Origin of the sequence: Mesorhizobium sp. AA22, assembly GCF_001672375.2 — a bacterium.
In the GTDB taxonomy this organism is placed as follows: domain Bacteria; phylum Pseudomonadota; class Alphaproteobacteria; order Rhizobiales; family Rhizobiaceae; genus Mesorhizobium; species Mesorhizobium wenxiniae.
The window spans coordinates 1,406,603-1,432,732 of sequence record NZ_CP048406.1 but is presented as its reverse complement, the minus strand read 5'-3'; the positions used below and the strand labels follow the sequence as shown (position 1 = coordinate 1,432,732).

Here is a 26,130-nt window from a genome sequence, read left to right as displayed (position 1 = left end):
GATCATGATCCGGAAGCAAGACCGTCGCCTTCGTGTCGGCGTGCTCGGCTGCGGGCCGATCGCGCAGTTCGCCCATCTCGAATCCTGCGTGAAGGCCAGGAACGCTGATCTCTATGCGATCTGCGATGCCGCCCCCGACCTTCTGGCGCGCATGGGCGCGACCTATGAACCCGGGAAGATGTACGCCGACTACGATGAGATGCTCGCCGACCCGCAGCTGGAGGCGGTGATCGTCGCAACCTCCGACGCCTACCACGTTCCGATGTCGATCAAGGCGCTCGAGGCCGGTAAGCACGTGCTGTGCGAAAAGCCGATCGGCGTCTCGGTCGAGGAAGGCGAAACGCTCGCCGATGCGGTTAAACGCTCCGGCAGGGTGCTCCAGGTCGGTCACATGAAGCGCTTCGACCCGGCGCTGGAAGCGGCGCGCGATTTCGTCCGCGACGAGATCGGCGAGATCCTGGCGCTAAAAGCCTGGTATTGCGATTCCACCCATCGCTACACCAACACCGACGCGGTCCAGCCGCTGCCCGTCACCAGCAAGCTGGCAAGGAAACCTGGCGGCAATCCGAAAGCCGATCTCAGGCAGTATTTCATGCTCGCGCACGGCTCCCACCTCGTCGACACGGCGCGCTTCCTGTGCGGTGAGATCGTCGCGGTGCGCGCCCGCCTCAACGAGCGTTTCGGCGCCTATTGCTGGTTCGTCGAAACCGAGTTCGCCAACGGCGCGCTTGGCCATCTCGATCTCACCGTGGCTGTCCGCATGGACTGGCACGAGGGCTTCCAGCTCTATGGCGAGAACGGCTCGGTAATCGCGAAGACCTTCAATCCGTGGTATTTCCGGGCGAGCGAGGTCGACATCTTTCACGAGAAGGATGCGACGTCGCGAAAGCCGCTGGGCGCCGACGGGCATTTCTTCAGGCGCCAGCTCGAAAGCCTCGCCGAGACCGTCCTTGACGGCAAGCCGATGCGCGGCGCCAACGTCGAGGACGGCCTCGCCTCGATCCGCGCCATGGTGGCGATCGCCCGCTCGGTCGAAACCGGTGATCGCGTCGAGATCGCTTCCGTCACGGGAGCGGTCTGATGCAGATCGGGGTGTTCGCCAAGACCTTCCCTGGGAGCGAGCCGGCCGGCGTGCTGGCAGCGGTCCGCGACGCGGGATTTGCCGTCACCCAGTTCAACCTGGCCTGCGCCGGCCTGCCGTCGATGCCGAATGCGGTCCCTGACGATGGCATCAGCGCCATCGCGGCCGCGTCGAATGCTTCCGGCGTCACCCTGGTGGCGCTCTCGGGCACCTACAACATGGCCCATCCCGACAGGACGGTGCGCGACGACGGCCTGCGCCGGCTTGGCGTGGTGATCAAGGCTGCGGCAGACCTTTCCGTTCCCTTGGTCACGCTGTGCACGGGAACACGCAACGCGGACGATCAGTGGGCGTATCACCCCGAGAATGCTGCCCCTGAGGCATGGGACGACATGGCGAGCGAGGTCGAAAAGGCGCTGCAATTCGCTGAGCGCCACGGCGTCGATCTCGGCATCGAGCCCGAACAGGCCAACATCGTCACCTCGGCGTCGGACGCGATGCGCCTCATCGCCAGCATGGGCTCGAAACGGCTGCGCATCGTGCTCGATCCGGCGAACCTGTTCGAGCAGGCGAGCCCCGCCGAAGCACGCGCCATCGTGGCCGCTGCGGTCGAGCACACAGCCGGCCATGTCGCCATGGCCCATGCCAAGGACCGTTTAGCCGATGGCCGCTTCACTACGGCCGGCCGGGGCGTTGTCGACTTTGCGGATTTTGTTGCCCGCCTAAAGGTCTCAGGCTTCGACGGGGCGCTCGTCACGCACGGCCTTTCAGCCGACGAAGCGCCTGAGGTTGCCCACTTCCTCAAGGGGCTGATCTGATGGCGCGTCTTGCAACTCTGCTTCGCGATGACGCCGCGCTTCAAGTCTCCGACCATGGCGACGGGCTTGCGGTCATCTTTCAGCACGGGCTGGGCGGTGGCGAGGCGCAGGTCGCCCAGGCTTTCCCTTCCGGGCCGAGGTTGCGGCGCCTCACGCTGGAATGCCGCGGGCACGGTGCCTCTGGGCTCGGCAGCAGTCGCCCGTTCACCCTGAGCATGTTCGCGGATGATGTTCTAGCCGCCGCCGATCGGGCCGACCTCGATCGGTTCGTCGCCGGCGGCATTTCCATGGGCGCCGCAATTGCAACCCGCCTCGCCTGCCGTCATCCGGACCGTGTCGCGGGCCTGCTGCTGGTGCGGCCGGCCTGGACGTTCGACAGTGCGCCTGACAACATGCGGCCGATCGCCGAGGCTGCCGGCCTCATTCTCAGTCACGGCCCCGACAAGGCCAGGACGATCTTCGCGCAATCGGAAACCGCCACACGCCTGAAGCGCGAAGCACCCGACAACCTTGCCTCGCTGTTCGGCTATTTCGACCGGCCGGACGCCGCGCCATTCGCGCAAGTCCTCGCCGATATTTCTGCCGATGGCTCGGGCGTTTCTGAAAGCAATGCCGCTGCCCTTGGTATCCCCACGCTGGTCATCGGCAACGCCATGGATGCAGTGCATCCGCTGCCGGCTGCGCGCACGCTTGCCGCCGCCATTCCCGGCGCGATCTTTGCCGAAATCTCTCCCAAGGCGCTCGACAGTGTCAGGCATTTCGCCGAGCTGCAGGCTGAGATCAACACCTTCCTTCACGCTCACTTCAACATCCGGAGCCTCATTCCGTCATGACGATGAAAACCCTGTCCGGCACCGCTGCCATCGCCGCCTTGCCGCGCAACCGGCTGCTCGGCGAGTTTTCGCTGTGGTCAGCGGACCTTGCCAATATGGAGCGCGACCTGAAGCGCATAGAACCTCACGTCGACCTGCATCACATCGACGTCGCAGACGCCCGCTTCACCCCCGGCTTCCTGTTCTTCCCGGATCTGGTGAAGCGGATCGCCAGGCTGACGGCAAGGCCGATCCATGTGCACCTGATGGTCGAAGCCGAGATCGTCGAAGAGCAGACGCGTCAGTTCATCGAGACCGGCGCCGACCTGATCAGTGTGCACGCCGAAAACGGCGAGGCCGGCCTGCGCGCCGTGCGGCTGGCGCATGAGCTCGGCGCCGAGGCCGGCGTGGCGCTCAGGCTGGAAACGCCGGTCGCTGCAGTCACCCCATTCCTGCCGGAAGTCGCGTTTGTGACGCTTCTTGGCACATCCATTGGCGTCAAGGGCCAGAGCCTTTCCGACCAGGCCTGCCCACGCCTGATAGAGGCGCGTACACTGATGCGGCAAGCCGGCCGGGAGGCGGACATCATCCTGGCTTCCGACGGCGGCATCCGCCAGGAGACGGTGCCGCGCCTGCGCGCCGCCGGGGCCGAGACGGTGGTGCTCGGATCGCTGGCATTCGGCGACCCCGACCTCGCGCAGCGCATGACCTGGCTGCATGGGCTGGAGGTCGCCGCCTTATGACAAGACTGGCCCTCGCCTTCGATCTCGGCGGAACGGAGCTGCGCGGCGCGCTGGTCGAGAGCGGCGGCCGCGTTGTCGCGCAGGTTTCGGCGCCGACGATGGCGATCGCGGGATCGGATGCGGTGATCGGGCAGATCATCGCACTGGCCGGGGCTCTTCTGACACAGCGCCCACAAGCGGATGTCGTCGGCATCGGCATCGGCGCGCCGGGACCGCTCGATCCCAAGGCTGGGATCGTGATCGCACCGCCGACGCTGGCCGGCTGGCACGACGTGCCGTTGATAGACATTCTCGGCAAGCATTTCGGCTTGCCGGTGCGGCTGGAAAACGACGCCAATGCGGCCGCGCTGGGCGAATGGCGCTTCGGCGCCGGCCTGGGCACCGGGTCGCTGGTGTTCGTCACCGTATCGACCGGCATTGGCGGCGGGGTCGTTGCCGACGGCCACATCTATCACGGCCGGCGCGGGCTTGCCGCCGAGATCGGCCACATGACCATCACCGGCGAGGGCGACCGCTGCTTCTGCGGCGCCGTCGGCTGTTTCGAGGCGGTCGCCTCCGGAACCGCGCTCGGGCGGCGTGCCACGGCGCTGACAGCGCCAGGCGACGGCTCCCTGCTCAGGCGCCTTTCGGCCGATGGCGACGTTTCGGCCAGGCACGTCGTCGAGGCCGCACGTGCCGGCGATATCAGTGCGCTCGAGCTGATCGAGGCGGAAGCCAGGTGGCTCGGCATCGGCTTCACGAACCTGCTTCACCTCTATTCGCCGGACCTGATCGTCATGGGCGGCGGTCTTGCGAACGGTTTCGACCTGTTGGCTCCAACCATCAGGGCAACCGTCGAGCAGCGGGCCATGCTGGCCTACCGGGACGTGCCGATCGTGCCGGCGCAGCTTGGCGACCGCGCCGGACTGATCGGCGCGGCCAGCCTGATCCTGTGGGAAGGCGAACTGGGCGCGCCGTTGGCGATGGCGCAGGATGAGGACAACAAGGACAACGCGACCGAGCGTGCCGGCGCCAGGGAGACAAGCCATGGCTGAGCTGAAGCTGCGTGGTGCGCGCAAGTCCTACGGATCCGTCGAGATCATCAAGGGCCTTGACCTGGACGTCGAGGACCGCGAATTCGTCGTCTTCGTTGGCCCGTCCGGCTGCGGCAAGTCCACGCTGCTGCGCATGATCGCCGGCCTGGAAAAGATCACCGCCGGCGACTTGCTGATCGATGGCGTGCGCGCCAACGATATCGATCCGTCCGAGCGCGGGCTCGCCATGGTGTTCCAGTCCTACGCGCTCTATCCGCACATGACGGTGGCCGAGAACATGGGCTTTGCGCTGAAGATCGCCGGCGTCTCCGCCGCGGAAAAGGAACGCAAGGTGCGGGAGGCCGCCGAGGTGCTGCAGCTTTCGCATCTTCTCCACCGGCGGCCGAAAGCGCTTTCGGGCGGCCAGCGGCAGCGTGTCGCCATCGGCCGCGCCATCGTGCGCAATCCCAAAGTGTTCCTGTTCGACGAGCCGCTGTCCAATCTCGACGCCGCCTTGCGGGTGAGCATGCGGTTCGAGCTGATGCGCCTGCATGAACACCTGGCCGCGACCATGATCTATGTCACCCACGACCAGACCGAGGCCATGACCATGGCCGACAAGATCGTCGTGCTGAACGGTGGCAGCATCGAACAGGTCGGCTCGCCGCTCGAACTCTATAACCGGCCGGCCAACATTTTTGTCGCCGGCTTCATCGGTTCGCCGAAGATGAATCTGTTGAAGCTGAAAGTGGCCGCGACTGGGCCCAAAGGCGTCTCCGTTACCTTGCCGGACGGCCAGGCGCTGACCGTCCCGCTTGCCGCCGGTGCAAGCAAATCTGGCGACGAGCTGCTGCTCGGGATGCGGCCGGAACATCTCCGCATCTCGGCCAACGGACAATTCAAGGGGCGAGCCGTGCTGGCGGAGCGGCTTGGCAGCCTGACCATCCTGCATGTCGAGGTCGCGCCCGAGGTCACGCTGGTGGTGCAGGCGGAAGGTGGCGACAGGACGCCGTTGCACAGCCCGATCGCGCTCGACATCTCGCCATCGGCTTGCCACCTGTTTCGCACCGATGGTCCGGCGCTGGCGTCTCTGCAATCGGCGTGAGCCGTGGGCTCATAGTTTGAAACCAGAGAACTGACGACGCCGCGCATCGAGCCTGCTTCTACAGTGTCGATTTCTGCTGCATCGCAGCACATCAAAAACCGCTGCACACCATTTAAAAACTTGACGTATGTCAAATTTTTCTAAAACATACGATAATTCTGGCGAGGCCTTGGCCAGCGCTCTGAGAGGAAAAATGCCTGACACGGAAAATGGTCCGGAACGGGTCTTGAAGCAGCGAGTTGCACGGCAATCGCCGATCGGGCCTTCGTCGCGCCCTGCACAGCCATTCCGTTCGCCGAACGGGTTAATTGCGACACAACCAACATTTAGGAGGAGGAAGAAGCATGCGTATGTTCAATGGCCTGGCGCTTGGCGCAGGTCTGTTTGCAACCATCGTCTCCATGCCCACCCAGGCCCAAGACGCGGCGAAAGTCGCGGCCATCGTCAAAGGTCTCGACAACCCCTTTTTCCAGTACATGCAGAAGGGCATTGAGGAGCAAGCCAAGGCCGATGGCGTCGGCGTTACCGTGCAGGCGGCCGCCAATATGGGCGACGCAACCGGGCAGGCGGACCGGCTGACCGCCATGGCCATGCAGGATTTCGACTGCTACCTGGTCAACCCGATCAGCGTCTCCAACCTGGTGCAGGCGCTGGTGCCGGTCGCGCAGAAGAACAAGCCGATCGTCAACATCGACAGCACCATCGACGCCGAGCAGGCCAAGGCCGCCGGCTTCACCATCTCGACCTATATCGGCACAGACAACGTCGCCGCCGGCGTGCTGGCAGGCGAGGAGATGCTGAAGCTGGTTCCTGCAGGCTCCAAGGTTGCACTGGTGGCCGGCATCGTCGGCGATGTCGGCAGCAATGCCCGCATCAAGGGTTTCAAGCAGGCTGTCGAAGGCAAGCTCGACGTCGTGGTGATGGTGAGCGCCGACTGGGACCGTGAGAAGGCCTTGACCGCCGCGACCGACATCCTGGCCGCGCATCCCGATCTCGCCGGCTTCTTCGCCGCCAACGACATCATGGCGCTCGGCGTCCAGCGCGCCGTCCGGACCTCGGGTAAGGACGTCAAGGTGATCGGGCTTGACGGCATAGTCGACGCCCTGAAGTCCGTTGCCGCCGGCGAACTCGCTGCGACCGTCGCCCAATATCCCTATGTCGTCGGCGCCATGGGCGTGGAAGCTTGCGCCGCGGCGGCCAAGGGCAAGACACTTCCGGCCAACGTGCCAGCGCCGGTTCTGTTGATCAACAAGGACAATGCGGAAGCCTCGCTGAAGAACTTCCCGCGCCCCGGCGGAGACTATCCCGATCCCTTCCGCGAGATGTTGCAGCAGTGAACGCTCCCGCTGAGAACGCGTCCTCGCGGGAAGCGGGCGCGGCGGAGGAGAGCCGTCCCTCCCTGGCGGCTCTCCTCCTGGATCCTTCCTTCTGGGCCGACTGGGCATCCGTCGTCGGCCTCGTCGGCCTCGTCGTCGTGTTCGGCATCGCCCAGCCGGTCTTTCTCAGCGTCGCCAATTTGCAGGCCCTGCTGCTGGCCGCGGCGATCCTGGTGGTGCTGTCGATCGGCCAGACCTTCGTCGTGGCCACCGCCGGCATCGATCTCTCGCTGGCTGCCGCGGTCATGCTGGGCGCCATCATCCTCGGCCTCCTGGATGCCGCGGGCTATGGCATCTTCTTCGCCTGCGTACTGGCCGTCGCCGCCACCAGCGCGGTCGGTTTCCTCAACGGCGTGCTCATCACAGCCGGGAAAATACCCGACTTCGTGGTGACGCTCGGCACGCTTTCGGGCGTCACCGGCCTCGGTCTGATCCTGTCGGGCGGCGAGCCGATAATGGTTGGCTCGACCTTCCTGCTGCGGCTGGCCTCCGGTTCCTTCGGGCCGTTCGGCTATCCCGTCTGGGTGGCGATATCAGCCGTTCTCGTGGCGCATATCGCGCTCTTCCATACCCGCTTCGGGGTGCATCTGCTGGCGACCGGCGGCCAGACCGAAAGCGCCCGCTCGCTTGGCATCCGGACCGACCGGGTCAAGATCGCCGCCTACACGATATCAGGATTCTGCGCCGGCATCGCCGCGCTGCTTCTGGTGGCGCGCATCGGCTCGGCCGAACCGCAGATCAACACCAGCCTTCTGCTCAATTCGGTGGCGGCAGTCGTCTTGGGAGGCGTCAGCCTGTTCGGCGGACGCGCCAGCATTCTCGGCCCGGCGATCGGGGCGCTGATGCTCACCGCTCTCGTCAACGGGCTGACGCTGCTCAGCGTTTCGGCCTTCTACCAACCGCTCGCCGTGGGCGCCATCGTGGTGCTGGCGGCACTGATCATGCGGTATCAGAAATGAGCGCCGTCAATCACTCGCCGTCGGCCGACGCGATCCTAGCCTGCGAAGGGCTAAGCAAGCATTTCGGCGGCATCCGCGCCTTCACCGATGTCGCCTTCCAGGCCCGCCGTGGCGAGGTCACCGCTGTCATCGGCGACAATGGCGCCGGCAAGTCGACGCTGATACGCTGCCTGGTCGGCGTCCATGTGCCGGATGGTGGCGAGATCTTCTTCGACGGCCGGCTGCACCCCTTCGCCAATCCCGACGAGGCGCGCAAGGCCGGCATCGAGACGGTGCACCAGAACCTCGCGCTGATCGATGAATTGACCGTCGCCCAGAACCTGTTCCTCAACCGTGAGATCGTGCGCCGGATCGGCCCGTTCGCCCTGCTCGACCGCAAGGGGATGAAGCAGCAGGCGCGCGCCATGCTGTCGCGCCTGTCGATCAACATGCCTTCGGTCAGCCAGCGCGTGCGGCGCCTTTCGGGCGGACAGCGACAGGCGATCTCGATCTGCCGCGCCGCAGGTTCCGGCGCCAAGCTGGTGGTGATGGACGAACCAACCGCGGCGCTCGGCGTGCAGGAGACGGCCAATGTCGAAGCCCTGATCCGGCGGCTGCGCGAACAGGCCGTCAGCGTCATCCTGGTCAGCCATAATTTCGATCAGGTGCGGCGCTTGTCCGACCAGATCTGGGTGATGCGGGCGGGACGGATGGTGGCGACGGTCCGATCGTCAGAGACCACCGGGAACGAACTTGTCGCGCTCGTCACCGGCGCGGCATAGAAACGATCCGGCTCGTTACGAATTGAACGATTGGAAAGGGAGTTTGCCGTGGCGATGATCCGTGTCGGACTTGTGGGGCTTGGAGAGGTTGCACAGTCGATCCATCTGCCGGTGCTGAGCGACCAGCGCGACCGCTGGCTGATATCGGGCGTCTATGATGTTTCGCCGAGCCTCGTGACGCTGTGCCGCTCCGAATACCCGACCGCCGCAATCTTCGATTCGGCCGAGGCGCTGATCAGTTCGCCGGATATCGACGCGGTTTTCATCCTCTCGTCCGACGAGACCCACGGCCGTTTCGTCCGTGCCGCCGTCCAGGCGAACAAGCATGTCCTGCTGGAAAAGCCCGCCTGCCTGACGGTGCGCGAAATCGACGAATTGCTGGCTCTGACGACAAACTACGCCAAGACGATCTTCGTCGGTTACATGCGCCGCTACGCTCCGGCCTACCTGGCGGCGATGGAGGAACTGCCTGACTTCGCCGATATCACCCATGTCCGCATCTTCGACCTGATCTCCGAGGGCCGGCATTTCCTGAAAAAGAGCCAGAATATTCTCTATCCCACCGACATCGATCCGGCTCTTTTGGCACGCGGCGCCGGGGAACGCGAGGCGCTGATCCGCGAAGTGGTGGGCAGCGATGCGCCCGCCGATCTCGTACGCGCCTATCGCGGCCTGACGGCGCTGAGCTCGCACCACATTTCGGCGATGCGCGGGCTGCTCGGCGAGCCGGTTCGTGTGCTCGCCGCGCATCGCACCAATGGCGGCGCCAACACCAGCGCGACCTTCGACTATGGGCATTTCGCCTGCTGCTACGACGCAGTCGTCGACGACCTCGGCCTGTTTGATGCCATGATCGAGGTGCGCTCGAACACCAAACGGGTCCGCATCATCTACGACACGCCCTATATCCGCAGCCTGCCGACGCGGCTCGAAGTGACGGAAGCCGGTCCACTAGGCCCGGTGACCAGGACCTTCGGGCCGCTCTATGGCGACGCTTTCTCGAATGAACTGGAGACCTTCCATCGCCACATCACTGACGGGACAAAGCCGCTGACCGACCTCGCGGACTCCCGTCGCGACCTGGCGCTGATGGCCCACATCATCGCGCGGATGAAGGAGACTGGCGGGCGCTGAATGCCTGCCGCCTATTTCCCGCAGTGGTGATCGTTGATCTTGTTCAACGCATTCGCGTCGGGTCCGACCCTGTGGTAGGAGCAGGCTCCGGCGGCTGTCGTGACCAACTGCTGGTCGTAGTAGCGCGGGCCGCCGAACAGAATGTCGATGATGTCGCCTTCGGCGGGAACGTAGCGTTCCGATTGAACCCGATAGTCGCGGTGCCGATGGTCGCGGTATTTGTCCCCCGCGAAAGCCGAGGCAGACATGCTGCAGCCTATCGCGAAGGCGAGCGCGCGATTCGCAAAGCGTTTTGTCATCATCGGCAATACCCTTCTGGCAGTTCGGCTTTCTACCATATAACCAAAATCGCCAGCCGAACAAAAGTTCCCTGAACGGCGCCTTAGGCCCAGCGCGAATCCATCAAAGGTGCTGGGCTACGATGCGGCCGCCGCACTCGCCAACGACGCCGCCAACAAGGAAAAGTTCGGCGCCGTGATGAGCCAGTAGCCAGCCCGGTAGCCAGTGGTGTCGTGCGCGCCGGAAATCCTACCCGGGCAGTCCGTGCCGGTAAGCGCGGGCCTGCTGCTTGTGCTCGACCGGGATCGGGCGGCGGTTTCCGGCCGGTGTGTTGCCCTGGCGGTAAACGCTCAGGTGCTCGGGATAATCCAGGCGATCATCAGCAAGGTCGTTCACGGTGATCTGCCTTGCCGCAGGTGCTTCGCTGGCCTACGCGGCAATCTATCCCGCGATCTCAAGCAAGGACGATACCAGCAACCGGCGTTCATCCTGTGAAAGGACGTCCGAGTCGAAGAGGTTCATGCTGCGAAGTCCTTCGATGGCGAGGTAGCAGACCAGCAGCGCCTTGAGGTCCGGCGTCTCTCCCTTGAGCCGCTCGAAAACCTGCCGCCTGAACGATTTTATCGGTGTCAGGAAATCGGGATCCTCGGCGATCGCCGAAAATATCCAGGAAGCCGACGGTTTCGATTCCTCGGCATGTTCGGCCGAAAGCTTAATGTAAGTCGCAAGCGGGCTTTCGCCGCCGACGCCGGCCGTGCGGGCGGACTCCAGCGCTTGCTCGAAGGCGCGCAGGTAATCCTCCACCAGCGCCTGCATCAGTTTCGCCTTGGTCGGGAAATTGTACAGCAAGCCGCCTTTCGACACGCCGGCTCGGCTGGCGACGGCGTCCAGCGACAGGCTGCCGGGCCCTGTCTCGCGTGCCACATCGGCGGCGGCAGCGAGAATTTTATCGCGTGAATTTGTTCTTCGGGCCTTCATCAGTCGCTCCCATCCATTAGCCTACGCGGAATTGACAAGACCGTCCAGACGGTACAGTAAGATCGCCGTCATTTGAAATCGGGACCAGTCACAGGTATGTGTTTCGGTCATCCGACTGTTATGCCGGGCCATGGCCAAGGGGACTGTTCGTGATCAAGCGTTTCATCATTGCCCTCATTCTGCTCGTGCTGGTGTGCGGCGGCATCGTCGGCTTCAATTTGTTCCGCGACAATGCAATGCAGCAATTCTTCGCCACGATGAAACCGCCTGCCGCGACCGTGTCGACGATGATCGTCAAGCCGACGGAGTGGACGCCGGGCGTCGAGGCGATCGGCACTGTTAGTGCGGTCCGCGGCGTCGATCTAACCGTCGAAACCGCCGGCATCGTCAAGGACATCCTGTTTCACGCCAATCAGAAGGTTGAAGCCAACGCGGTTCTCCTTCAGCTCGACGATGCCGCCGAGCGCGCCGATCTCGATGCGACGAAGGCGCAAGCGGCGCTCGACCAGACAGCGTTGACACGCGCCCTTGAATTGCAGAAACGCGGTGTCGGCTCGGAATCGACCCTCGACTCGGCGCGGGCAGCCGCATCGGCCTCCACTTCACAGGTCAACAGGCTGCAGGCGGTGCTCGAGCAGAAGCTGCTGACCGCGCCCTTCGGCGGCACAGTGGGTATCCCCAGGATCGATCTCGGCCAGTATCTCTCACCCGGCACTTCCGTAGCCACCCTGCAGGATCTGGAGACGATGCGGGCCGATTTCTCGGTTCCCGAACAGCAGCTTCCGCTGCTGAAGATCGGCCAGACGGTGCGGCTGGGCATTGGCGACGGCGAGCTGCCGTTCGCCGGCACCATTCGCGGTATCGACCCGAAGATCGACCCGACCAGCCGGCTGGTGACGGTCAGGGCCGAGGTCGCCAACCCCGAAGGCAAGCTGACTCCTGGCCAGTTCGTGCAGGTGCGCGTCGAATTGCCCGAGGAAAACAACGTGCTGACGGTGCCGCAGACCGCGCTGACCTCCAGCCTCTACGGTGACTTTGTCTTTGTGGTGCGTCCGGCGAAGCCGGCCGCGGCCAATGGCGCCGCCCCTCCTGCTGCGGCAAAGCCGGAAGAAAAGCCCGCCACGGATACTGCGAAGCCCGCAGCCGAAGCGCCCGCGGCAAAACCCAACGAAGAACCGGCGGCAACGTCGACCGAACCGACAGCGGAAGAACAGAAGCCGCAGCTCGTGCTCGCCCAGGTGTTCGTCAAGCCCGGCCGTCGCAACGCCGGCCTGGTTGAGATCCTCGAGGGCATCGCGCCTGGAGACGAGGTTGTTACCGCCGGCCAGAACCGGCTCTCCAACGGCATGTCCGTTGCCGTCGACAACACGATCGATCCGACCAAGCCGGCGAACCAGCAGGCAGCCCAGAAATGAGCCTTTCCGACCTCTTCATCCGCCGCCCGGTCCTTTCGACCGTACTCGCCCTGATGATCCTGCTTCTGGGTTTTCAGGGCATCTTCAACCTTTCGATCCGGCAGTATCCGGAGGTCGAAGAAACGGCTATCACGATCACCACGGCCTATCCCGGCGCCAGCGCCGACCTGATCCAGGGATTCATTTCCGCGCCGATCGCCCGTGCCGTCGCTTCGACCGAAAACATCGATTACGTCACGTCGGCGAGCCGGTCGTCCCTAAGCACCGTGACGGTGCAGATGAAACTCGGCTCCAACCCCGACGTCGCGCTGAACGAAGTTTTGTCGAAGGTACAAGGCGTGCGCGGCGATCTGCCGGACGAGGCCGAAGACCCTGTGATCGTCAAGGGTACCGGCGATCAGTTCGCGATGATGTATATCTCGATGCAGAATCCGAACATGACGCCGGAACAGCTCACCGAATATATCGAGCGCGTCGTGCGGCCGCGCATGTCGACGGTCAAGGGTGTCGCCGACGTGCAGATCTTCGGGGCCGCCGAATATTCGATGCGCGTCTGGATCGACCCGATCAAACTGGCGGCGCGCGGCGTGACGGCGTCGGAAGTGCTGACCGCCATCAACGAATCGAATTTCCTGTCAGCACCCGGCAACACCGAAAACGAATACGTCGCCTCCTCGATCACCGTTCGCTCGACGCTGCAGACGCCGGAGGCTTTCGCCGCCCTTCCGCTCCGTTCGAAGGACGGCAATGTGGTGAGACTGCGCGACGTGGCGCGCGTCGAACTCGCTGCGGCGAACACTGACACCAGGGTCACTTTCAACGGCAAGCCCGGCATCTTTCTCGCCATTTTCCCGACGCCGGCCGCTAATCCGCTGACGACAGCGGAGGCGATCCACGACATTGTGCCGACGATTCAGGAGACGCTGCCGCAAGGCATGACGATCGAGATCGTCTACGATTCGACCGAGCAGATCAGCGCCTCGATCGAGGAGGTGTTCAAGACCATCGGCGAGGCGGTCATCATCGTCATCGTCGTCATCCTGCTCTTCCTCGGCTCGTTCCGCTCGGTGCTGATGCCGATTGTGACCATTCCGCTGTCGCTGATCGGCGTCTGTTTCCTGCTGTTTTCGTTAGGCTATTCGATCAATCTTCTGTCTTTGCTGGCCATGGTGCTGGCGATCGGCCTCGTCGTTGACGATGCCATCGTGGTGGTAGAAAACATTCACCGGCATATGGAGGAAGACGGTTTGTCGCCGATGCAGGCGGCCTTCAACGGCATGCGGGAGATCTCGTCCGCTGTCATCGCCATGACGATAACGCTGGCCGCCGTATTCGCGCCGCTGGCCTTCACCGGCGGCCTGACCGGCGCACTGTTTCGCGAATTCGCGGTGACGCTTGCCGGCTCGGTGGTGCTTTCGGGTGTCGTTGCCCTCACCGTCACGCCGATGATGTCGGCACGCATCCTGAGGGCCGGCTCGCACAGCCGCTTCCAGCGTATTGTCGACAGCACGTTCGGGCGCGTCGAAAACATCTATGAGCGGCTGGTCAGCGGCTCGTTGAAATATCGCCCGGTGACCCTGATGATCGTCATCGCACTGGTCGCCACGACCGGCTTCATGTTCACCAAGACGGCGAGCGAACTGGCACCGGAAGAAGACCAGGGCTTCTTGCTGTCTATTGTGAATGCGCCGCGCTATGCCACGTCGGACTACACCGAAACCTATGTGAACCAGATTCTCGGGCTGATGAATGATATCCCCGAAACCAGGGCGCGGTTCTCCGCCGTTGCGTTCCAAGGCCCGACGAACAACGCCTTCGTCGGCTTCGCATTCAAGGATTGGGCCGACCGCACGCGCAGCTCGAAGGAACTTCAGGAAGACATCACGGGTCGCCTCAGCAAGGTTGCGGGCGTCGAAGCTTTCGTCTTCGCCCCGCCGACGCTGCCCGGCTCCGGCGGCGGCCTGCCGATCACGATAGTGGTGCGCTCGACCGGCGATGCCTCGCAGGTGTACGAGGCGGCGGAGGACATCAAGAACAAGGCGCAGGCCTCCGGTCGCTTCCTAGCCGTGCAGAATTCGATGTCCTACGACGCGCCGCAAGTGACGGTGACGATCGACCGCGACCGCGCCGCGGCGCTCAACCTGCCGATCGCCGACATCGGCCGGACGCTGACCCTCTTGGTCGGTGGCGCTGAGGTGGCGCAATTCGACCGCGAATCCAACAGCTACGACATCATCCCGCAGGTACCGCAGAACTTCCGCGACAACCCTGAAAAGCTGGCCGAGTATTTCGTGCGCAGCGCGTCTGGCGAGATGGTGCCGCTCTCGGCGGTGGTGAAGATCTCGACCAATGCATCGCCGGCCGCGATCGAGCAGTTCAACCAATTGAACTCCGCCACGATTTCGGCTCTGCCATTGCCCACCGTAACCACCGGCGACGGCCTGAAGACCATCGAGGATATCGCCAGGGAAAGCCTGCCCGATACGTTCTTCATCGACTATACCGGCCAGTCGCGGCAGGAGAAGGAACAGGGCTACACGATCATCATCGCCTTCGCGGCAGCCGTTCTGGTCATCTATCTGGTGCTGGCGGCGCAGTTCGAAAGCTTCCGCGATCCGTTGATCATCATGATGTCGGTGCCGCTGTCGATCTTCGGCGCGATCGTGCCGCTCAATCTGGGGCTGGGAACGCTCAATATCTACACGCAGGTCGGCCTGATCACGCTGATCGGTCTGATCACCAAGCACGGCATTCTTCTGGTCGAGTTTGCCAACCAGCAGCGCGAGCTCCACGGGATGCGGCGGCGCGATGCGATCGTCGCCTCGGCCAGGGTGCGGCTAAGGCCGATCCTGATGACGACGGCTGCGATGGCGCTCGGCGTGGTGCCGCTGATCATCTCCAGCGGCGCGGGTGCGGCGGCGCGCTATTCGATGGGCCTGGTGATCTTCACCGGCATTCTGGTGGGGACCATGTTCACCCTGTTCGTGGTGCCGATGTTCTACACCTTCATTGCCAGCAAGGACCTGCCGCATCACGCCGAGAAGCCGGACCCGAAGCTGATGCCGGTCCCGGTTGATTGATTGACAAAAGGCCGGGGATTTCCGGCCTTTTTCTTGGGCAGTGATGTCCGACCGCAACGTATTCAACAAGCGGATCGTCTTTGCTTACCTATTTGACGATGACGATCCTGGTGTTGGCCGGACCGAAAATCTCGACAAGCTGGTAGAAATCGGCGGCGTCGACCGGATGCAGCCGCACGCAGCCATGCGAGGCCGGCTGGCCGAGGCGCTTGACGAAATTGGTCGCATGCACAGCGTAGCCACCCTTGAAGAAGACCGAATGCGGCATCGGCGCGTTATCATATTTCCTCGAATACCACATTTGGTGCATGCGGGTCGGCTTGAACGAGCCGGTCGGGGTGACATGCCCCTTGGCGCCGGTCGAGACTTTCCACGCGAAGGTCGGCCGCCCGTCGACCAGGACTTGCATCGTCTGCTGCGAAAGCGAAATCCGCGCCACTATCTGATTGGCGGCCTGATTGGCAGCATGGGCAATGCCGTTACCGGCGCCGAACAGAAGAACCGCACCCGTGAGGGCGGCGGCAGCGATGTTGATGAGCTTGGCAGAACTGGCAGTGTACATGATGTCCCCCGTCTGCCGGATATGGCCGGCTCCAATTCGATGACCGGCTTATCGTTGGGTCACGTTTCGGATCGATTTCGCACGGCGGCCGTTTCTGTTTCGAATTTGTTTCCTATGGTTAACAGCCCAAAGCCTATCCGAGGAATTTGTAGGGGCGAGCCCAATGACATGAAGCCTCGGCTGCTCGAACCCGGACCCGCAAAAGGTACTGCCATCTCCGAGGTGAAAGTGCGCTCTTCCCTCATATGAAAGAAATTTGACTTGGCCCGAAACCAATCTGCAACAAAGCGCGGACTCTAGCGGCATGATCTGGATACAGGCCACCCGCAGAGTTGACCGAACGAAAACAGCCGGCACAAACGAAGATGAACATGCAATCGAACGCGATCTCCTGGCTCTTCAGGATAAGCATAGCCGCAGCGATGATTGGCGGCGTCGGCACCTTCGCCGGCAGCCCGACGACGAAGCTTGCGGAGATGACTTCAAGCGAAGTTTCGACGCTGCATGCCGCACTGTTTTTCGCCACGGTCTGGATCGTGTCCAGTCTGCGCATCAACCGGCTCAAGGCCCTCTGGCGGGTCGGTTTTGGGCTGAAGACGATGCGCGGCCCCTCCGGCAACTTGCAGCCGAGAGGACCGAAGGCCCGCGCCGCGACGGGGGGCTCCGCTGGCGGCGCGGGCGCTTCGGGGGTTTCCCTGAAGACATGATCCCGAACCGAAAGACCGCATCGCGACAAGTGGTGCTGGTTTTCGGGAAAAGATTGTGCCCGAAAACAGGCCATACGCAGCAGATCTGAATTTGGGGAACGGATACGATGAACACGAAATTTGCAGCTTCGGTGCTTTCCGCACTGCTCTACGCACAGGGCCTGCTCGGCTTTGCCGGCCTCGCCACCGTGCTTCTTAGGGATCGTGCCCATGCGAGCGAATTAGTCGCCGCCAGCGAAATGCCGTCAGGTCCGTCGGTTCTTGTGGTCCGCTGAGCGCCTGGGCCTGTGGGCAATACGGTGAGGGGCTCGAAGGTTGGGGGCTGGGCCTCAGTCGGCGAACTGCGTCGGCGGATCGAACCGGTAGCCGGCACCTCTTATCGTGGTGATGGTTTCGGTGTCGAGCTTGCGGCGCAGTCGCACGATGCGCGAATCGATCGAGCGATCGAAGGCATCGGCATTTTCGGCGGGCGCGGCGGCAATGATGTCGTCGCGCGTCAAGACCTTGCGCGGACTGGCCAGGAACAATCTGAGCAGCGCCACCTGACCCGGCGACAATTGTTCTTCCGTGCCGGAGCGATGCATGACCATGGCCGACCGGAGGTCGACCGTCGCGTTCTCCAGCACGACCAATTCCCCGGCGTTCCGGCCGCGCCGTGCCAGCAAGCCGCCGATACGGGCGGCGAGTTCCCTGACGTTGAGCGGACTCTCGACGACGTCGGCGGCGCCGAGCTCGAGCGCCAGCACCTTGTCGACGAGATCGGCCGGCCGGCAGATCAGGATGAAATCCGGCCCGCCCTCGCCGCCATGGCGCCTGAGCAGATCACGCCCTTCCGCCTGGCTGAGGCTGTCGCCGACGACGACGACATCGATGCCCTTTCCGGAAAGCAGGGATTCAGCCTCCCACGGCTGCCGCACCGCGCGCACGTCATGACCACGCCGTTCGAGATGGTCGGCGAGATCGGTCGCGACCACTTCGGCGACGGAAACAAGCGCGATGACGGATCGTGCAGCCATTTTTTTTCCACCCTGCAACCGGCAACCCAAGATGAGTGCTGGACATGATGTTTATACCCAATCTACTTTCCGCTGAAAGCGGGAGCGAGAGCATAGTGCGGGCACGAATTGTCATCGTCGAGGACGAGCCGGATCTGAGAGACGCGGTCGCCGAGTATCTCGGCGCCAGCGGCTACGATGTCGCGACGGCCGAGAGTGCCAGCGCCGCGCGAACTTTGCTGGAAACGCAGTCGTTTCATCTGGCCATCCTCGACATCGCCATGCCAGGCGAGGACGGCCTGTCGCTTGGCCGCTGGCTGCGCTCGAAAATGCCTATCGGCATCATCTACGCCACTGCCGCCGGCACCGCGCTCGACCGCATCGTCGGGCTGGAACTTGGCGCCGACGACTACATCGTCAAGCCTTACGAATTGCGCGAGGTGCTGGCGAGGGTCCGCAGCGTGCTGCGCCGCGTGCCGCAGCCGGCCGAACCACAGGGCGCCAAGGCCGAAACAACTGCCAACCGCCGTTTTATGAGCTTCGGCCCTTTCCATGCCGATCTCGACGGCCGGTTCGTCACCGGCACCAATGGGACGGTCATCGACATGGCCAAGAGCGAGTTCGACGTGCTGGAGGTCTTCCTGACGCGTGCCAACCGTTTGCTGACGCGTGCGGCGATCTCCGAGGCGATCGGCTTCGCGGAAGATCCTGAATCGTCACGCGCGGTCGATATCCGCATCATGCGGCTGAGAAAGAAGATCGAGGCGGACCCGGCCAATCCGAAATTCCTGCGCACAGTCCGCGGCGAAGGCTATATCTTCTCGCTGCCGACCGGCGAAAGCAACTGAGCGGCGCGACCACTGGTAACCACTCTCGGTGGCACGACTGTGAAATGACGGCTGACCATGACGGCTGAAGCAGCACGCAGCGATATGCACGGCGTCAGGCAGGGCGCGGCGATGGCGGCTGTCCATGTCGTTCGCCGGCTTCGCGAAGCCGGCGACTGGCAGCGCGAGATGGACAGCATCCTTGAAACGCTCTGCGGGGCCATGGATTGCCAGCGCGGCATCCTGTTTCGGCTGCGCGAGCTGCCCGGCCAGGGCTTTGCCCAGTCGGTCGCGGCTTACTGGATCAACCCCCGATTTGGTGGCGAACTGGCATCGCCAACGGTAATCATGCAGTCGGTTGTCAATTCGGACCCACTGCTGGAACGGTTGGCAGAGGACGAGCGGCAAGGCAAGATCTTCGCGGGACACACGCGCGACCTCGAAGGATTTCTGAGAACCGACTTCGAAAAGCAGCACATCAAGTCGTTCCTGTCGGTGTCGGTCTTTGCGCATGGCCATCTGTGGGGCACGCTGGCGGTCAACGACTGCGTGAACGAGCGCGAATGGACCGACGAGGAAGAGGCAACGCTGCACATCGTGGCATTGGCCATCGGCGACGCCATCGAACGATCGCTTTCCGATGCCCATGCCAGCGAAGTCATCCGACGCACCATGTTGCAGGCCTCGCTTGACGCCATCATCGTCATCGACGAGACGGGTTCGATCATCGAATTCAATCCCGCCGCCGAAAAGATGTTCGGCTATCAGCGCAGCGACATCCTCGGCAAGGACCTGCTCGACACCGTCGTTCCGGAATATTATCGCAAGGGCTATGTGTCGGGCGCCGAATACATGTCGGGCCGCGGCGCGCCGATGGTCGGCCAGCGGATCGAGACCGTCACCCAGAATGCGGCCGGCGAGGTCTTTCCGATCGAACTGACGGCGACCGAGATGCGGGTCGCCGACCGCCGCCTGATCTTCGGCTCGATCCGCGACCTTCGCGACAAATTGCGCGCCGAGGAGGAAATCGGCCGCCAGCGCGAAAAGCTGCACCAGAACGAGAAGATGGCGGCGATGGGCTCGCTGCTTGCCGGCGTGTCACACGAGCTCAACAACCCGCTTGCCGTGGTCGTCGCACAATCGACGCTGTTGCACGAGTTCGCTTCAGACCCGCAGACCAAGGTGCGCGCCGAAAAGGTGCGCGCCGCCGCCGAGCGTTGCGGCCGCATCGTCAAGAGCTTCCTCTCGATGGTCCGCCTGCACCCGGCGGCGCAGGCCGAGACGGACCTCAACCAGGTGGTCCGCGCGGCACTCGAAGTGACTGCATACGGCGCCAGGTCGACCGGCATCATTATCAATACCGATTTCGCCAGCGGCCCGCTGCTGGCCATGGCCGACGCCGACCATGTCACGCAAGTGGCCGCCAACTTCCTCATCAACAGCCAGCACGCTCTGGCCGGCATCGGCGGCGACCGGCTGATCAAGGTTCGCACGTTTCGCAGCGATCGCGGCAATCCCTGTTTCTCGGTTGAGGACAACGGGCTGGGCGTGCCGGAAGCGATTCGCTCTCGCATTTTCGAATCCTATTTCACCACCAAGCCGGTCGGCGTCGGCACCGGCATCGGCCTGTCGATCTCGAAATCGATCATCGAACGCCACAATGGCAATGTCTGGTTCGAGGAAGTTCTGCCGAGGGGCGCCCGTTTCGTCGTCCAGTTGCCGGCGATCTCCGGCGGCGCGGCCGCGGCCGGCGAAACCCCGTCGCGCTCGAGCGGATTGCGCCATGCGCTGATCATCGACGACGAGCCGGATGTCGCGGCGTCGCTGTCCGACATTCTGGAATTGATGGGCATCAAGTCGCGAGTCGTGCCGGCCTGGGCGTCGGCCGCCGCGACCTTGACCGGCCACATGCCGCCGGACATCGTCTTTTCCGATCTGCGCATGCCCGGCACCAGCGGTATATCGATCTATCGCGAACTGCTCGCCGAAAAGCCTGATCTGGCGCGGCGCTTCGTTCTGGTCACCGGCGACCTGATCGGAGCGAAAGCCGAAATCGAGGCGTTGCCGGCGCCGCAGCGGCCGCAGATCCTGGAAAAGCCGTTCAGCACGCTGGACGTGCGCGGCGTGCTGTCGGCCATCGCCGAGCAGGCCGCATTGGGCAGCTAAAGCGCGTCGCATTTGACCGGCCTCACGCGACGCGCTTTAGATTGTTGGTTTATGCATGTCGACAATGGCTGCAAACGTCAGGCCTTGGCATTCACGGAGCACCTTCGCAGCACGAAGTGATATTCAGGTTCAGAGCACCGCCGCTAGGCAGGCGAATTCAAACCTACACCTTAGGTTCTACATCTTGCTAATAACAACATTTCCTGAACACCCGCTGCCAGCTCCAGTACTCTTAAACTTTCCGGTTCCTCTTTCGGCCTTTATCGTCCCTGTCAGGATGTTCAGACCATTTCTTCCTTTATGAATAAAGGTTTGCGTAATATTGAAAGCGCCATTGTTTGAGATTTTTCCTGACCATCCATAGTTATTCGACACTTTGCCGTCACTTACGAGAACATCTGACGACAGTTCGCGCCAAGCGCCGCAGTTCGTCGTGGCTCGCCTGATTATCCTCCATCTGCCGTCGAAGGCACTTAGGCCGAGTGGCACACAACGGTTGTCGCGCGCCTCCATTCCGTTGCCACAAACGAGCGGGCAAACACGATCCCCGATCGCTTTCAATCCATCCAAGAGCTCAGGGGTCGGTGTCAGCGACGCGAGCTTGAAGCCCTTGCGCTCGGCATATGCTTGCAAAGCCTTCTGACTGTCGCCGCCCCATTTGCCGTCGACCCGACCAGTCAGGCATCCGATGCGAGCCAGCTCCCGTTGGGTGGCAAGCGCCAGTTCGCCAATAGCCAGGGCGCCGGTCGGCGAAACTGGCGATTGGGTTTGCGAATTGGACTGATCAAGCGCAGCAATCGCTGTTTCTTTTGCTTCTTTTGCGTCGTTACCTGCATTTGTGGCGGGTTTGCCCCCCCCTTGCTGCCGCTCTGCCTGGCGTTCGATCGCTTGCCGTTCGATCGCTTCAATCTTCAGCCGCGCGAGGGCCCCGAACGCGCCATTGGGGTACTGTTGTAGATACGCCTCAAAGTAGCTCTTTTCGGTCGAGCTCTTGATGGTGTCCCAGTAGGCAAGTTCCACAGATTTGTCTGTGTCCGCCGTCGCCGCTGGTCTCGTTGCCGTGTCTTGGATTGGGGATGGATTGAGAACGACGGGACCGGTCAGGGATGAGCTATCCCAGGGGATCTGTTTGCCGTCGGTGGCGTCTAACACGGAGCGACGGACCGCAATTAGGTCATCGGTTATGCTTTGCCCTGGTGTGCCAAGGTGTTTCAGCAGGGCTGTCGTGAATGGGGAGTTCCGACCAGACCCGTCGTGGGCAACATTTCCCGGCTGTGTTGCAAACGCAATCAGCGAGCCCACGCCGGTGTCAAGTTTCGCTAATCCTCGCCCCACTGCCATGGATCGAGTTCCCATGGAGCGTGCCAATGTCGAGGCCAGCGGATTATCGCGGCAGGCGTCCAAGAACACCAAATTGACTTTGGCGTTACGCTCCATTGCGGAGAGCACGAGTTCGATCGGCAAGGCCTCGAAATCCAAGTCGTTGTGCGACACCAGCTGAGCATCGACTGGGATCATGAAGTTGTCCCCGTCTACCTGCAGTCCGTGGCCGGCGTAGAAGAATAGCGCCATGTCGGCGCCTTCGAGTTTCCCCACAAAATCCCGGATTGACCGGCGCATTCCTGTCAGGTCGAGGTCGCGGCCTGTGACGACATCGAAGCCCAGCCCCGTCAATTTCGAGGCGATGTCGCCGGCGTCGTTTTGAGGATTCGCGAGCTGTAGCGCGTGCTGATAGGCCGAATTTCCGATGACCAGCGCGATGCGCTTTTCGGCCCAAGCGTACGAACTTAGAAAAAACAGCCAGAGCGCAACGGCGGCACGAAGGCAATACATACAATTAGCCCCACCAACCTGCTCCCCTGCCGAAGCCGACGTCTGACACGTCTCCGATTGTCGCTGTCAGCTTACCAGCCGAAGGGATCGCGGCCACGATCAATAAAGATGATCGTTCAGGCGCATGCAGTCAACACAAGGCCGGAAAGCCTCTCGAAAGCCTCTGGGCACGCGGGGCTCGGCCATTGCCGCATCGCGAGCCTTCTCCGGGCTCTTGGCGTATCGCGGCATCAAAAAACGTTCGGGATATCGGTCAGCGGCGGGGCATTGGCGATCACGCGGACCGCGCGAGCCTTGTGGATGCCGGACTGCTCGGCGATGACGCGCAGGCAGTCCGCACTTTCGGCGCCCCAGGCTTGCCCCTTGCAGACAAAATCGATCTCCGGCATCGGCAGGCGCGCGGTCTTTGTCGTGGTCGGCGCGCCGTCGACGATATTTGCCGGCGGGTTCAGTGAAGCAAAGGCCGGACCAACCGTCGGCGCGAACGCCATGCCGACGAATGCGGCGGCGCCCAGCACCACGAACAGCGCCATCGGATGGTCGTTGGCGCGCCGGCGCAGCGCCAGCTTCGGCCGCCGATCATTGCGCTCCGGGGCCTGCAGGCGGTCATTGTAGGCAGTCCGGATTTTCGTATGCATCGCCATTCCCTTCGTCGATCTTCTTTTTCTGTGGAAGCGAACATAGCCGCACCCGGTAACGGACGAACGACGCGCGCAAACTGGCCGTGTAACAGATTTGAAACCGGAATTCGGACCACATCCGGTCATCGCGGGGCGAGGCAGTTCGTTGCCGAATGTTTTCGTCTAGTCGCATGTTCACGGGATCAAATCACGCCGCCGCTCTGGCCCGGCGGCATACGGTCGCCGGCTCGAGCGACTCGCCTGCGACCATGGGGCGCTGGTGATTACTGCGGATTAAATTCCGAGAGGATTTTCTGTGCCGCAATGCGCCCAGCCACGATTGCGCCTTCGACATAGCCCGGAAATGACGGCGACAATTCCGAGGATGCGAAATACACTGGCGGCGCGCCGGCCAGGAGGGTTTGTTCGGCGTCGGTGGCACTCGCATCGATGATGAGATCGCTGTAGCCGCCGCCGCTCCAGCGATCATCGGTCCAGTCGCGACAGCTGAAATCGGTGAAGCTGCCTGCGTCCGTGCCGAGCGCCTCCTTGAGCCGCGCGGTAACCTCTGCGCGCAACGCGGCATCTCCCAATTCCCGCCAGCGTAGGGCAAGCGGCCCGCCGACGAAGACGACCAACGCAGGGTGGCCGCCATCCTTGCTGACGTCACAGGCAAAAAGTGCCGGCGGATCGCGCCACATCACCATGCCGCTCAAGCCCTTGGCGCGCCAAAAGGCTGTGGGGTAGCGCACCTGCATTTTGATCACCGCGCCGCTTTGCCAGACACCGAGGGCCTTTTCCAAGGCAACCGGCAGCGGCGGCGCAAAATCCAGCTTCGAGGCCACCATCGGCGGCATGGCGATCAGCGCCGTTCGCGCCGTGATCAAGCCCGTCGTCGCCGCGAGACGAACTCCTCCCAGTCTGCGCTCGATCGTTCTGACCGGCGTGTTCAATCGCAGGCGGTCGCCGAGATCCTCAGCCAAATCATCCGCCAGAGACTGCATGGTTTCGTGCACGAAATACTGCAGCTCCGACACCTCATTGGTGATACGGCGGTCATTGTCGATGAGGTGCCAAAGCGGCAGTTTTTCGAGCGCCTGGCACCACAGGCCTTCGATCATCGAGCGAAAAGCCGCCTTGGCCTCACCGGGATCGTTCTGGCGATCGAGCCATGCGGCGACGGTCAAGCCGGCAATAGTCGGCTCGCCCGGTGCAATCGCGTTCATGCGGTCGCGGATCGCCCTCGAGGCGTAGTAGATTCGCTCGGCATCCTGTTCGCCCGTCAGCGGCTGGGCAATGACTTCGCCCTTAGCATAGGTCTCGACCAACGTCTTACCGAGCGTTCGCACCAAGGCCATCAGTTCCGACATGTCCTCGCACAGGAACTGACCGCCGCTGTCGATCCGCTCGCCAAGCCCATTCCACTTGGACTCGACCCGCCCGCCGACGCGACCGCGCGCCTCGAGCAGCACAAAATCAATGCCGGCCTTGTTCAATTCATGCGCGGCTGACAGGCCGGTAAAGCCGGCGCCGACGATGGCGACATCGGTTCGTACGGCCTGGCGCTTCAAGAGCCGGCCCTGAAGTTCTCGAAGTCCGCAATCATCAGCGGCTTGAGCTCCGGAGACAATGGTCTTGTCGAGATCATCAAAACCCCGCTCGATCGATATATATTGCAGGTCGCTGGCTACTCTGCCGGGGCGACACGCTTTACCCGATGGTCTTTTCCAGCATACTGATCCAGTTGCGATAGGCGATCTTCTCGATCAGCGCACGACCGAAGCCGCGCTCGGCGAACGCATCGAGCAGCTTCGGCAGGCCGGTGACGTCGCCGATCACAGCCGGGATCATGGCGCCGTCGAAATCGGACCCGAGGCCGACGCCGTCTTCGCCCAGCGCCTGCAGCAGTGAATCGACATGGCGCACCATGATGTCGAGACTGGTATCGGCATTCATCCTGCCGTCCTCGCGCAAAAACCCGGTGGCGAAATTCAGCCCGACCAAGCCACCCGACTCGCGGATCGCGCCTAGCTGCCAGTCCGTGAGGTTGCGGGAATGGCCGCAGATCGCATGGACGTTCGAGTGGGTCGCGACCAGCGGGGCGTCACTGATCTCGGCGGCGTCGCGAAACCCCTTTTCGTTGAGATGCGAAAGATCGACCATGATGCCGAGCTGGTTGCAGGCCTTGACCAGTCCCTTGCCGGCATCGGTCAGGCCAGGTCCGGTGTCGGGCGTCGACGGGAAACGGAACGGCACGCCGTGGCCGAAAGCGTTCGGGCGGCTCCAGACGACGCCGAGCGAGCGCAGGCCGGCCCCATGCAACACGTCGAGCATCGTCAGTTCGGGGTCGATCGCCTCGACGCCTTCAATATGGAACACCGCCGCGATCGACCCTTGCGCCATCGCATTTCGCACGTCGCCGGCGCTGCGGCAGACGGTGAGCGCCGACGCTCGTTCCAGCCTGAACAGGATCGAGGCCATGGCGATGGTGGAAGCGAGCGCGTCGGCGCGCGGAATTTCGGGCGGCAAGGGCTCGGTATCGCTCGGCGCAGGTGGAACCGCACTGCGCTTGGATTTTTCGACCGGCGGCGGAAAGATTGCGAACATGCCGCCAGCAAAGCCGCCCTTTTTCGCACGCGGCAGGTCGATGTGGCCACCCTGCGTTCCCTCGATGAACAGCTTCTCAGCATCCGCGTCCTTCGACTGATAGAGCCTGAGCAGCGTATCGTTGTGGCCGTCGAAGACGGGAACGAGGTCGGTCTCGGTCATCAAGGGATCATTCGGTTCGATTGGTCGGGCGGCAATATACCTACTTAGGCAAGGCAATACCCACTAGGCAAGACAGCCCACTAGGCAAGACAGGCGA

General features: G+C 63.0%; 25 protein-coding genes. 16 read left to right on the top strand and 9 right to left on the bottom strand.

The window, feature by feature from the left end:
• The first annotated feature begins 4 nt into the window (after positions 1–4).
• From A9K68_RS06935 to A9K68_RS06890, 10 genes are all read left to right on the top strand, one after another.
• Complete coding sequence (locus A9K68_RS06935) at positions 5–1,081, top strand: Gfo/Idh/MocA family oxidoreductase (protein WP_065007424.1); 1,077 nt, start codon at positions 5–7, stop codon at positions 1,079–1,081.
• Positions 1,081–1,899: a sugar phosphate isomerase/epimerase gene (locus A9K68_RS06930; protein WP_065007425.1), complete on the top strand. Its 819-nt coding sequence runs from the start codon at positions 1,081–1,083 to the stop codon at positions 1,897–1,899. The genes A9K68_RS06935 and A9K68_RS06930 overlap by 1 nt, the downstream gene beginning before the upstream one ends.
• Positions 1,899–2,732 carry an alpha/beta hydrolase gene (locus tag A9K68_RS06925; protein WP_065007426.1) on the top strand — a complete coding sequence of 278 codons (834 nt, stop codon included), beginning with the start codon at positions 1,899–1,901 and terminating at the stop codon, positions 2,730–2,732. The genes A9K68_RS06930 and A9K68_RS06925 overlap by 1 nt, the downstream gene beginning before the upstream one ends.
• Entirely contained in the window at positions 2,729–3,454 is a 726-nt protein-coding gene (locus A9K68_RS06920) for a ribulose-phosphate 3-epimerase (protein WP_065007427.1), read from the top strand. Before A9K68_RS06925 ends, A9K68_RS06920 begins: the two co-directional genes overlap by 4 nt.
• A complete protein-coding gene (locus A9K68_RS06915) occupies positions 3,451–4,488 on the top strand; it encodes an ROK family protein (protein WP_065007428.1) in 1,038 nt (345 codons plus the stop codon). Before A9K68_RS06920 ends, A9K68_RS06915 begins: the two co-directional genes overlap by 4 nt.
• Entirely contained in the window at positions 4,481–5,572 is a 1,092-nt protein-coding gene (gene ugpC / locus A9K68_RS06910; RefSeq protein WP_065007429.1) for a sn-glycerol-3-phosphate ABC transporter ATP-binding protein UgpC, read from the top strand. The genes A9K68_RS06915 and ugpC overlap by 8 nt, the downstream gene beginning before the upstream one ends.
• A gap of 344 nt (positions 5,573–5,916) precedes the next feature.
• A complete protein-coding gene (locus tag A9K68_RS06905) occupies positions 5,917–6,909 on the top strand; it encodes a substrate-binding domain-containing protein (RefSeq protein WP_065007430.1) in 993 nt (330 codons plus the stop codon).
• Positions 6,906–7,907: an ABC transporter permease gene (locus A9K68_RS06900; RefSeq protein WP_065007431.1), complete on the top strand. Its 1,002-nt coding sequence runs from the start codon at positions 6,906–6,908 to the stop codon at positions 7,905–7,907. Before A9K68_RS06905 ends, A9K68_RS06900 begins: the two co-directional genes overlap by 4 nt.
• Positions 7,904–8,668, top strand: coding sequence for an ATP-binding cassette domain-containing protein (locus A9K68_RS06895; RefSeq protein ID WP_065007432.1), 765 nt, complete (start codon positions 7,904–7,906; stop codon positions 8,666–8,668). The genes A9K68_RS06900 and A9K68_RS06895 overlap by 4 nt, the downstream gene beginning before the upstream one ends.
• Positions 8,669–8,716: 48 nt before the next feature.
• A complete protein-coding gene (locus tag A9K68_RS06890; RefSeq protein ID WP_065007514.1) occupies positions 8,717–9,802 on the top strand; it encodes a Gfo/Idh/MocA family oxidoreductase in 1,086 nt (361 codons plus the stop codon).
• A gap of 11 nt (positions 9,803–9,813) precedes the next feature.
• Here the strand turns inward: A9K68_RS06890 and A9K68_RS06885 are convergent, their stop codons facing one another.
• The 3 genes from A9K68_RS06885 to A9K68_RS06875 form a co-directional block, all read right to left on the bottom strand.
• Positions 9,814–10,104 (bottom strand): hypothetical protein, encoded by a 291-nt coding sequence (locus A9K68_RS06885; protein ID WP_065007433.1) that lies wholly within the window; start codon positions 10,102–10,104, stop codon positions 9,814–9,816.
• 226 nt (positions 10,105–10,330) lie between these two features.
• The gene (locus A9K68_RS06880; RefSeq protein WP_156768256.1) at positions 10,331–10,477 is read right to left on the bottom strand and encodes a hypothetical protein; all 147 of its coding nucleotides are present in this window, start codon (positions 10,475–10,477) and stop codon (positions 10,331–10,333) included.
• A gap of 45 nt (positions 10,478–10,522) precedes the next feature.
• Complete coding sequence (locus A9K68_RS06875) at positions 10,523–11,059, bottom strand: TetR/AcrR family transcriptional regulator (RefSeq protein WP_065007434.1); 537 nt, start codon at positions 11,057–11,059, stop codon at positions 10,523–10,525.
• 143 nt (positions 11,060–11,202) lie between these two features.
• Between A9K68_RS06875 and A9K68_RS06870 the strand changes: the two genes are divergently transcribed.
• Complete coding sequence (locus tag A9K68_RS06870; protein ID WP_065007515.1) at positions 11,203–12,474, top strand: efflux RND transporter periplasmic adaptor subunit; 1,272 nt, start codon at positions 11,203–11,205, stop codon at positions 12,472–12,474.
• Complete coding sequence (locus A9K68_RS06865; protein ID WP_065007435.1) at positions 12,471–15,554, top strand: efflux RND transporter permease subunit; 3,084 nt, start codon at positions 12,471–12,473, stop codon at positions 15,552–15,554. The genes A9K68_RS06870 and A9K68_RS06865 overlap by 4 nt, the downstream gene beginning before the upstream one ends.
• Before the next feature lie 88 nt (positions 15,555–15,642).
• Here A9K68_RS06865 and A9K68_RS06860 read toward each other — a convergent pair whose 3' ends face one another.
• Positions 15,643–16,116: a L,D-transpeptidase gene (locus tag A9K68_RS06860; protein ID WP_065007436.1), complete on the bottom strand. Its 474-nt coding sequence runs from the start codon at positions 16,114–16,116 to the stop codon at positions 15,643–15,645.
• 371 nt (positions 16,117–16,487) lie between these two features.
• Between A9K68_RS06860 and A9K68_RS06855 the strand changes: the two genes are divergently transcribed.
• Positions 16,488–16,823: a hypothetical protein gene (locus tag A9K68_RS06855; protein ID WP_246811309.1), complete on the top strand. Its 336-nt coding sequence runs from the start codon at positions 16,488–16,490 to the stop codon at positions 16,821–16,823.
• A gap of 107 nt (positions 16,824–16,930) precedes the next feature.
• The gene (locus A9K68_RS31255; RefSeq protein ID WP_082982279.1) at positions 16,931–17,098 is read left to right on the top strand and encodes a hypothetical protein; all 168 of its coding nucleotides are present in this window, start codon (positions 16,931–16,933) and stop codon (positions 17,096–17,098) included.
• 54 nt (positions 17,099–17,152) lie between these two features.
• Here A9K68_RS31255 and A9K68_RS06850 read toward each other — a convergent pair whose 3' ends face one another.
• The gene (locus A9K68_RS06850; RefSeq protein WP_065007437.1) at positions 17,153–17,839 is read right to left on the bottom strand and encodes a response regulator transcription factor; all 687 of its coding nucleotides are present in this window, start codon (positions 17,837–17,839) and stop codon (positions 17,153–17,155) included.
• A gap of 47 nt (positions 17,840–17,886) precedes the next feature.
• On the opposite strand from A9K68_RS06850, the gene A9K68_RS06845 reads away from it, so the two are divergent.
• Both A9K68_RS06845 and A9K68_RS06840 read left to right on the top strand, forming a co-directional pair.
• Positions 17,887–18,666 (top strand): response regulator transcription factor, encoded by a 780-nt coding sequence (locus A9K68_RS06845; protein ID WP_065007517.1) that lies wholly within the window; start codon positions 17,887–17,889, stop codon positions 18,664–18,666.
• Between the two features lie 57 nt (positions 18,667–18,723).
• Positions 18,724–20,811 (top strand): PAS domain S-box protein, encoded by a 2,088-nt coding sequence (locus tag A9K68_RS06840; protein ID WP_065007438.1) that lies wholly within the window; start codon positions 18,724–18,726, stop codon positions 20,809–20,811.
• Positions 20,812–20,988: 177 nt separating this feature from the next.
• Here A9K68_RS06840 and A9K68_RS06835 read toward each other — a convergent pair whose 3' ends face one another.
• From A9K68_RS06835 to A9K68_RS06820, 4 genes are all read right to left on the bottom strand, one after another.
• Positions 20,989–22,644, bottom strand: coding sequence for a caspase domain-containing protein (locus tag A9K68_RS06835; protein ID WP_065007439.1), 1,656 nt, complete (start codon positions 22,642–22,644; stop codon positions 20,989–20,991).
• 230 nt (positions 22,645–22,874) lie between these two features.
• Complete coding sequence (locus A9K68_RS06830; protein WP_065007518.1) at positions 22,875–23,282, bottom strand: hypothetical protein; 408 nt, start codon at positions 23,280–23,282, stop codon at positions 22,875–22,877.
• Positions 23,283–23,548: 266 nt separating this feature from the next.
• Positions 23,549–24,835: a flavin monoamine oxidase family protein gene (locus tag A9K68_RS06825; protein ID WP_065007440.1), complete on the bottom strand. Its 1,287-nt coding sequence runs from the start codon at positions 24,833–24,835 to the stop codon at positions 23,549–23,551.
• A gap of 139 nt (positions 24,836–24,974) precedes the next feature.
• The gene (locus A9K68_RS06820; RefSeq protein WP_065007441.1) at positions 24,975–26,033 is read right to left on the bottom strand and encodes a dipeptidase; all 1,059 of its coding nucleotides are present in this window, start codon (positions 26,031–26,033) and stop codon (positions 24,975–24,977) included.
• Positions 26,034–26,130 lie beyond the last annotated feature (97 nt).

Excerpts from the sequence above, each read along its gene's own strand:
- ugpC (WP_065007429.1), top strand. The coding sequence starts at position 4,481 with ATGGCTGAGCTGAAGCTGCGTGGTGCGCGCAAGTCCTACGGATCCGTC.
- A9K68_RS06850 (WP_065007437.1), bottom strand. The coding sequence starts at position 17,839 with ATGGCTGCACGATCCGTCATCGCGCTTGTTTCCGTCGCCGAAGTGGTC.
- A9K68_RS06845 (WP_065007517.1), top strand. The coding sequence starts at position 17,887 with ATGTTTATACCCAATCTACTTTCCGCTGAAAGCGGGAGCGAGAGCATA.
- A9K68_RS06920 (WP_065007427.1), top strand. The coding sequence starts at position 2,729 with ATGACGATGAAAACCCTGTCCGGCACCGCTGCCATCGCCGCCTTGCCG.
- A9K68_RS06865 (WP_065007435.1), top strand. The coding sequence starts at position 12,471 with ATGAGCCTTTCCGACCTCTTCATCCGCCGCCCGGTCCTTTCGACCGTA.
- A9K68_RS31255 (WP_082982279.1), top strand. The coding sequence starts at position 16,931 with ATGAACACGAAATTTGCAGCTTCGGTGCTTTCCGCACTGCTCTACGCA.
- A9K68_RS06905 (WP_065007430.1), top strand. The coding sequence starts at position 5,917 with ATGCGTATGTTCAATGGCCTGGCGCTTGGCGCAGGTCTGTTTGCAACC.
- A9K68_RS06895 (WP_065007432.1), top strand. The coding sequence starts at position 7,904 with ATGAGCGCCGTCAATCACTCGCCGTCGGCCGACGCGATCCTAGCCTGC.
- A9K68_RS06925 (WP_065007426.1), top strand. The coding sequence starts at position 1,899 with ATGGCGCGTCTTGCAACTCTGCTTCGCGATGACGCCGCGCTTCAAGTC.
- A9K68_RS06935 (WP_065007424.1), top strand. The coding sequence starts at position 5 with ATGATCCGGAAGCAAGACCGTCGCCTTCGTGTCGGCGTGCTCGGCTGC.
- A9K68_RS06915 (WP_065007428.1), top strand. The coding sequence starts at position 3,451 with ATGACAAGACTGGCCCTCGCCTTCGATCTCGGCGGAACGGAGCTGCGC.
- A9K68_RS06930 (WP_065007425.1), top strand. The coding sequence starts at position 1,081 with ATGCAGATCGGGGTGTTCGCCAAGACCTTCCCTGGGAGCGAGCCGGCC.
- A9K68_RS06840 (WP_065007438.1), top strand. The coding sequence starts at position 18,724 with ATGACGGCTGAAGCAGCACGCAGCGATATGCACGGCGTCAGGCAGGGC.
- A9K68_RS06830 (WP_065007518.1), bottom strand. The coding sequence starts at position 23,282 with ATGCATACGAAAATCCGGACTGCCTACAATGACCGCCTGCAGGCCCCG.
- A9K68_RS06860 (WP_065007436.1), bottom strand. The coding sequence starts at position 16,116 with ATGTACACTGCCAGTTCTGCCAAGCTCATCAACATCGCTGCCGCCGCC.
- A9K68_RS06820 (WP_065007441.1), bottom strand. The coding sequence starts at position 26,033 with ATGACCGAGACCGACCTCGTTCCCGTCTTCGACGGCCACAACGATACG.
- A9K68_RS06855 (WP_246811309.1), top strand. The coding sequence starts at position 16,488 with ATGCAATCGAACGCGATCTCCTGGCTCTTCAGGATAAGCATAGCCGCA.
- A9K68_RS06885 (WP_065007433.1), bottom strand. The coding sequence starts at position 10,104 with ATGATGACAAAACGCTTTGCGAATCGCGCGCTCGCCTTCGCGATAGGC.
- A9K68_RS06835 (WP_065007439.1), bottom strand. The coding sequence starts at position 22,644 with ATGTATTGCCTTCGTGCCGCCGTTGCGCTCTGGCTGTTTTTTCTAAGT.
- A9K68_RS06875 (WP_065007434.1), bottom strand. The coding sequence starts at position 11,059 with ATGAAGGCCCGAAGAACAAATTCACGCGATAAAATTCTCGCTGCCGCC.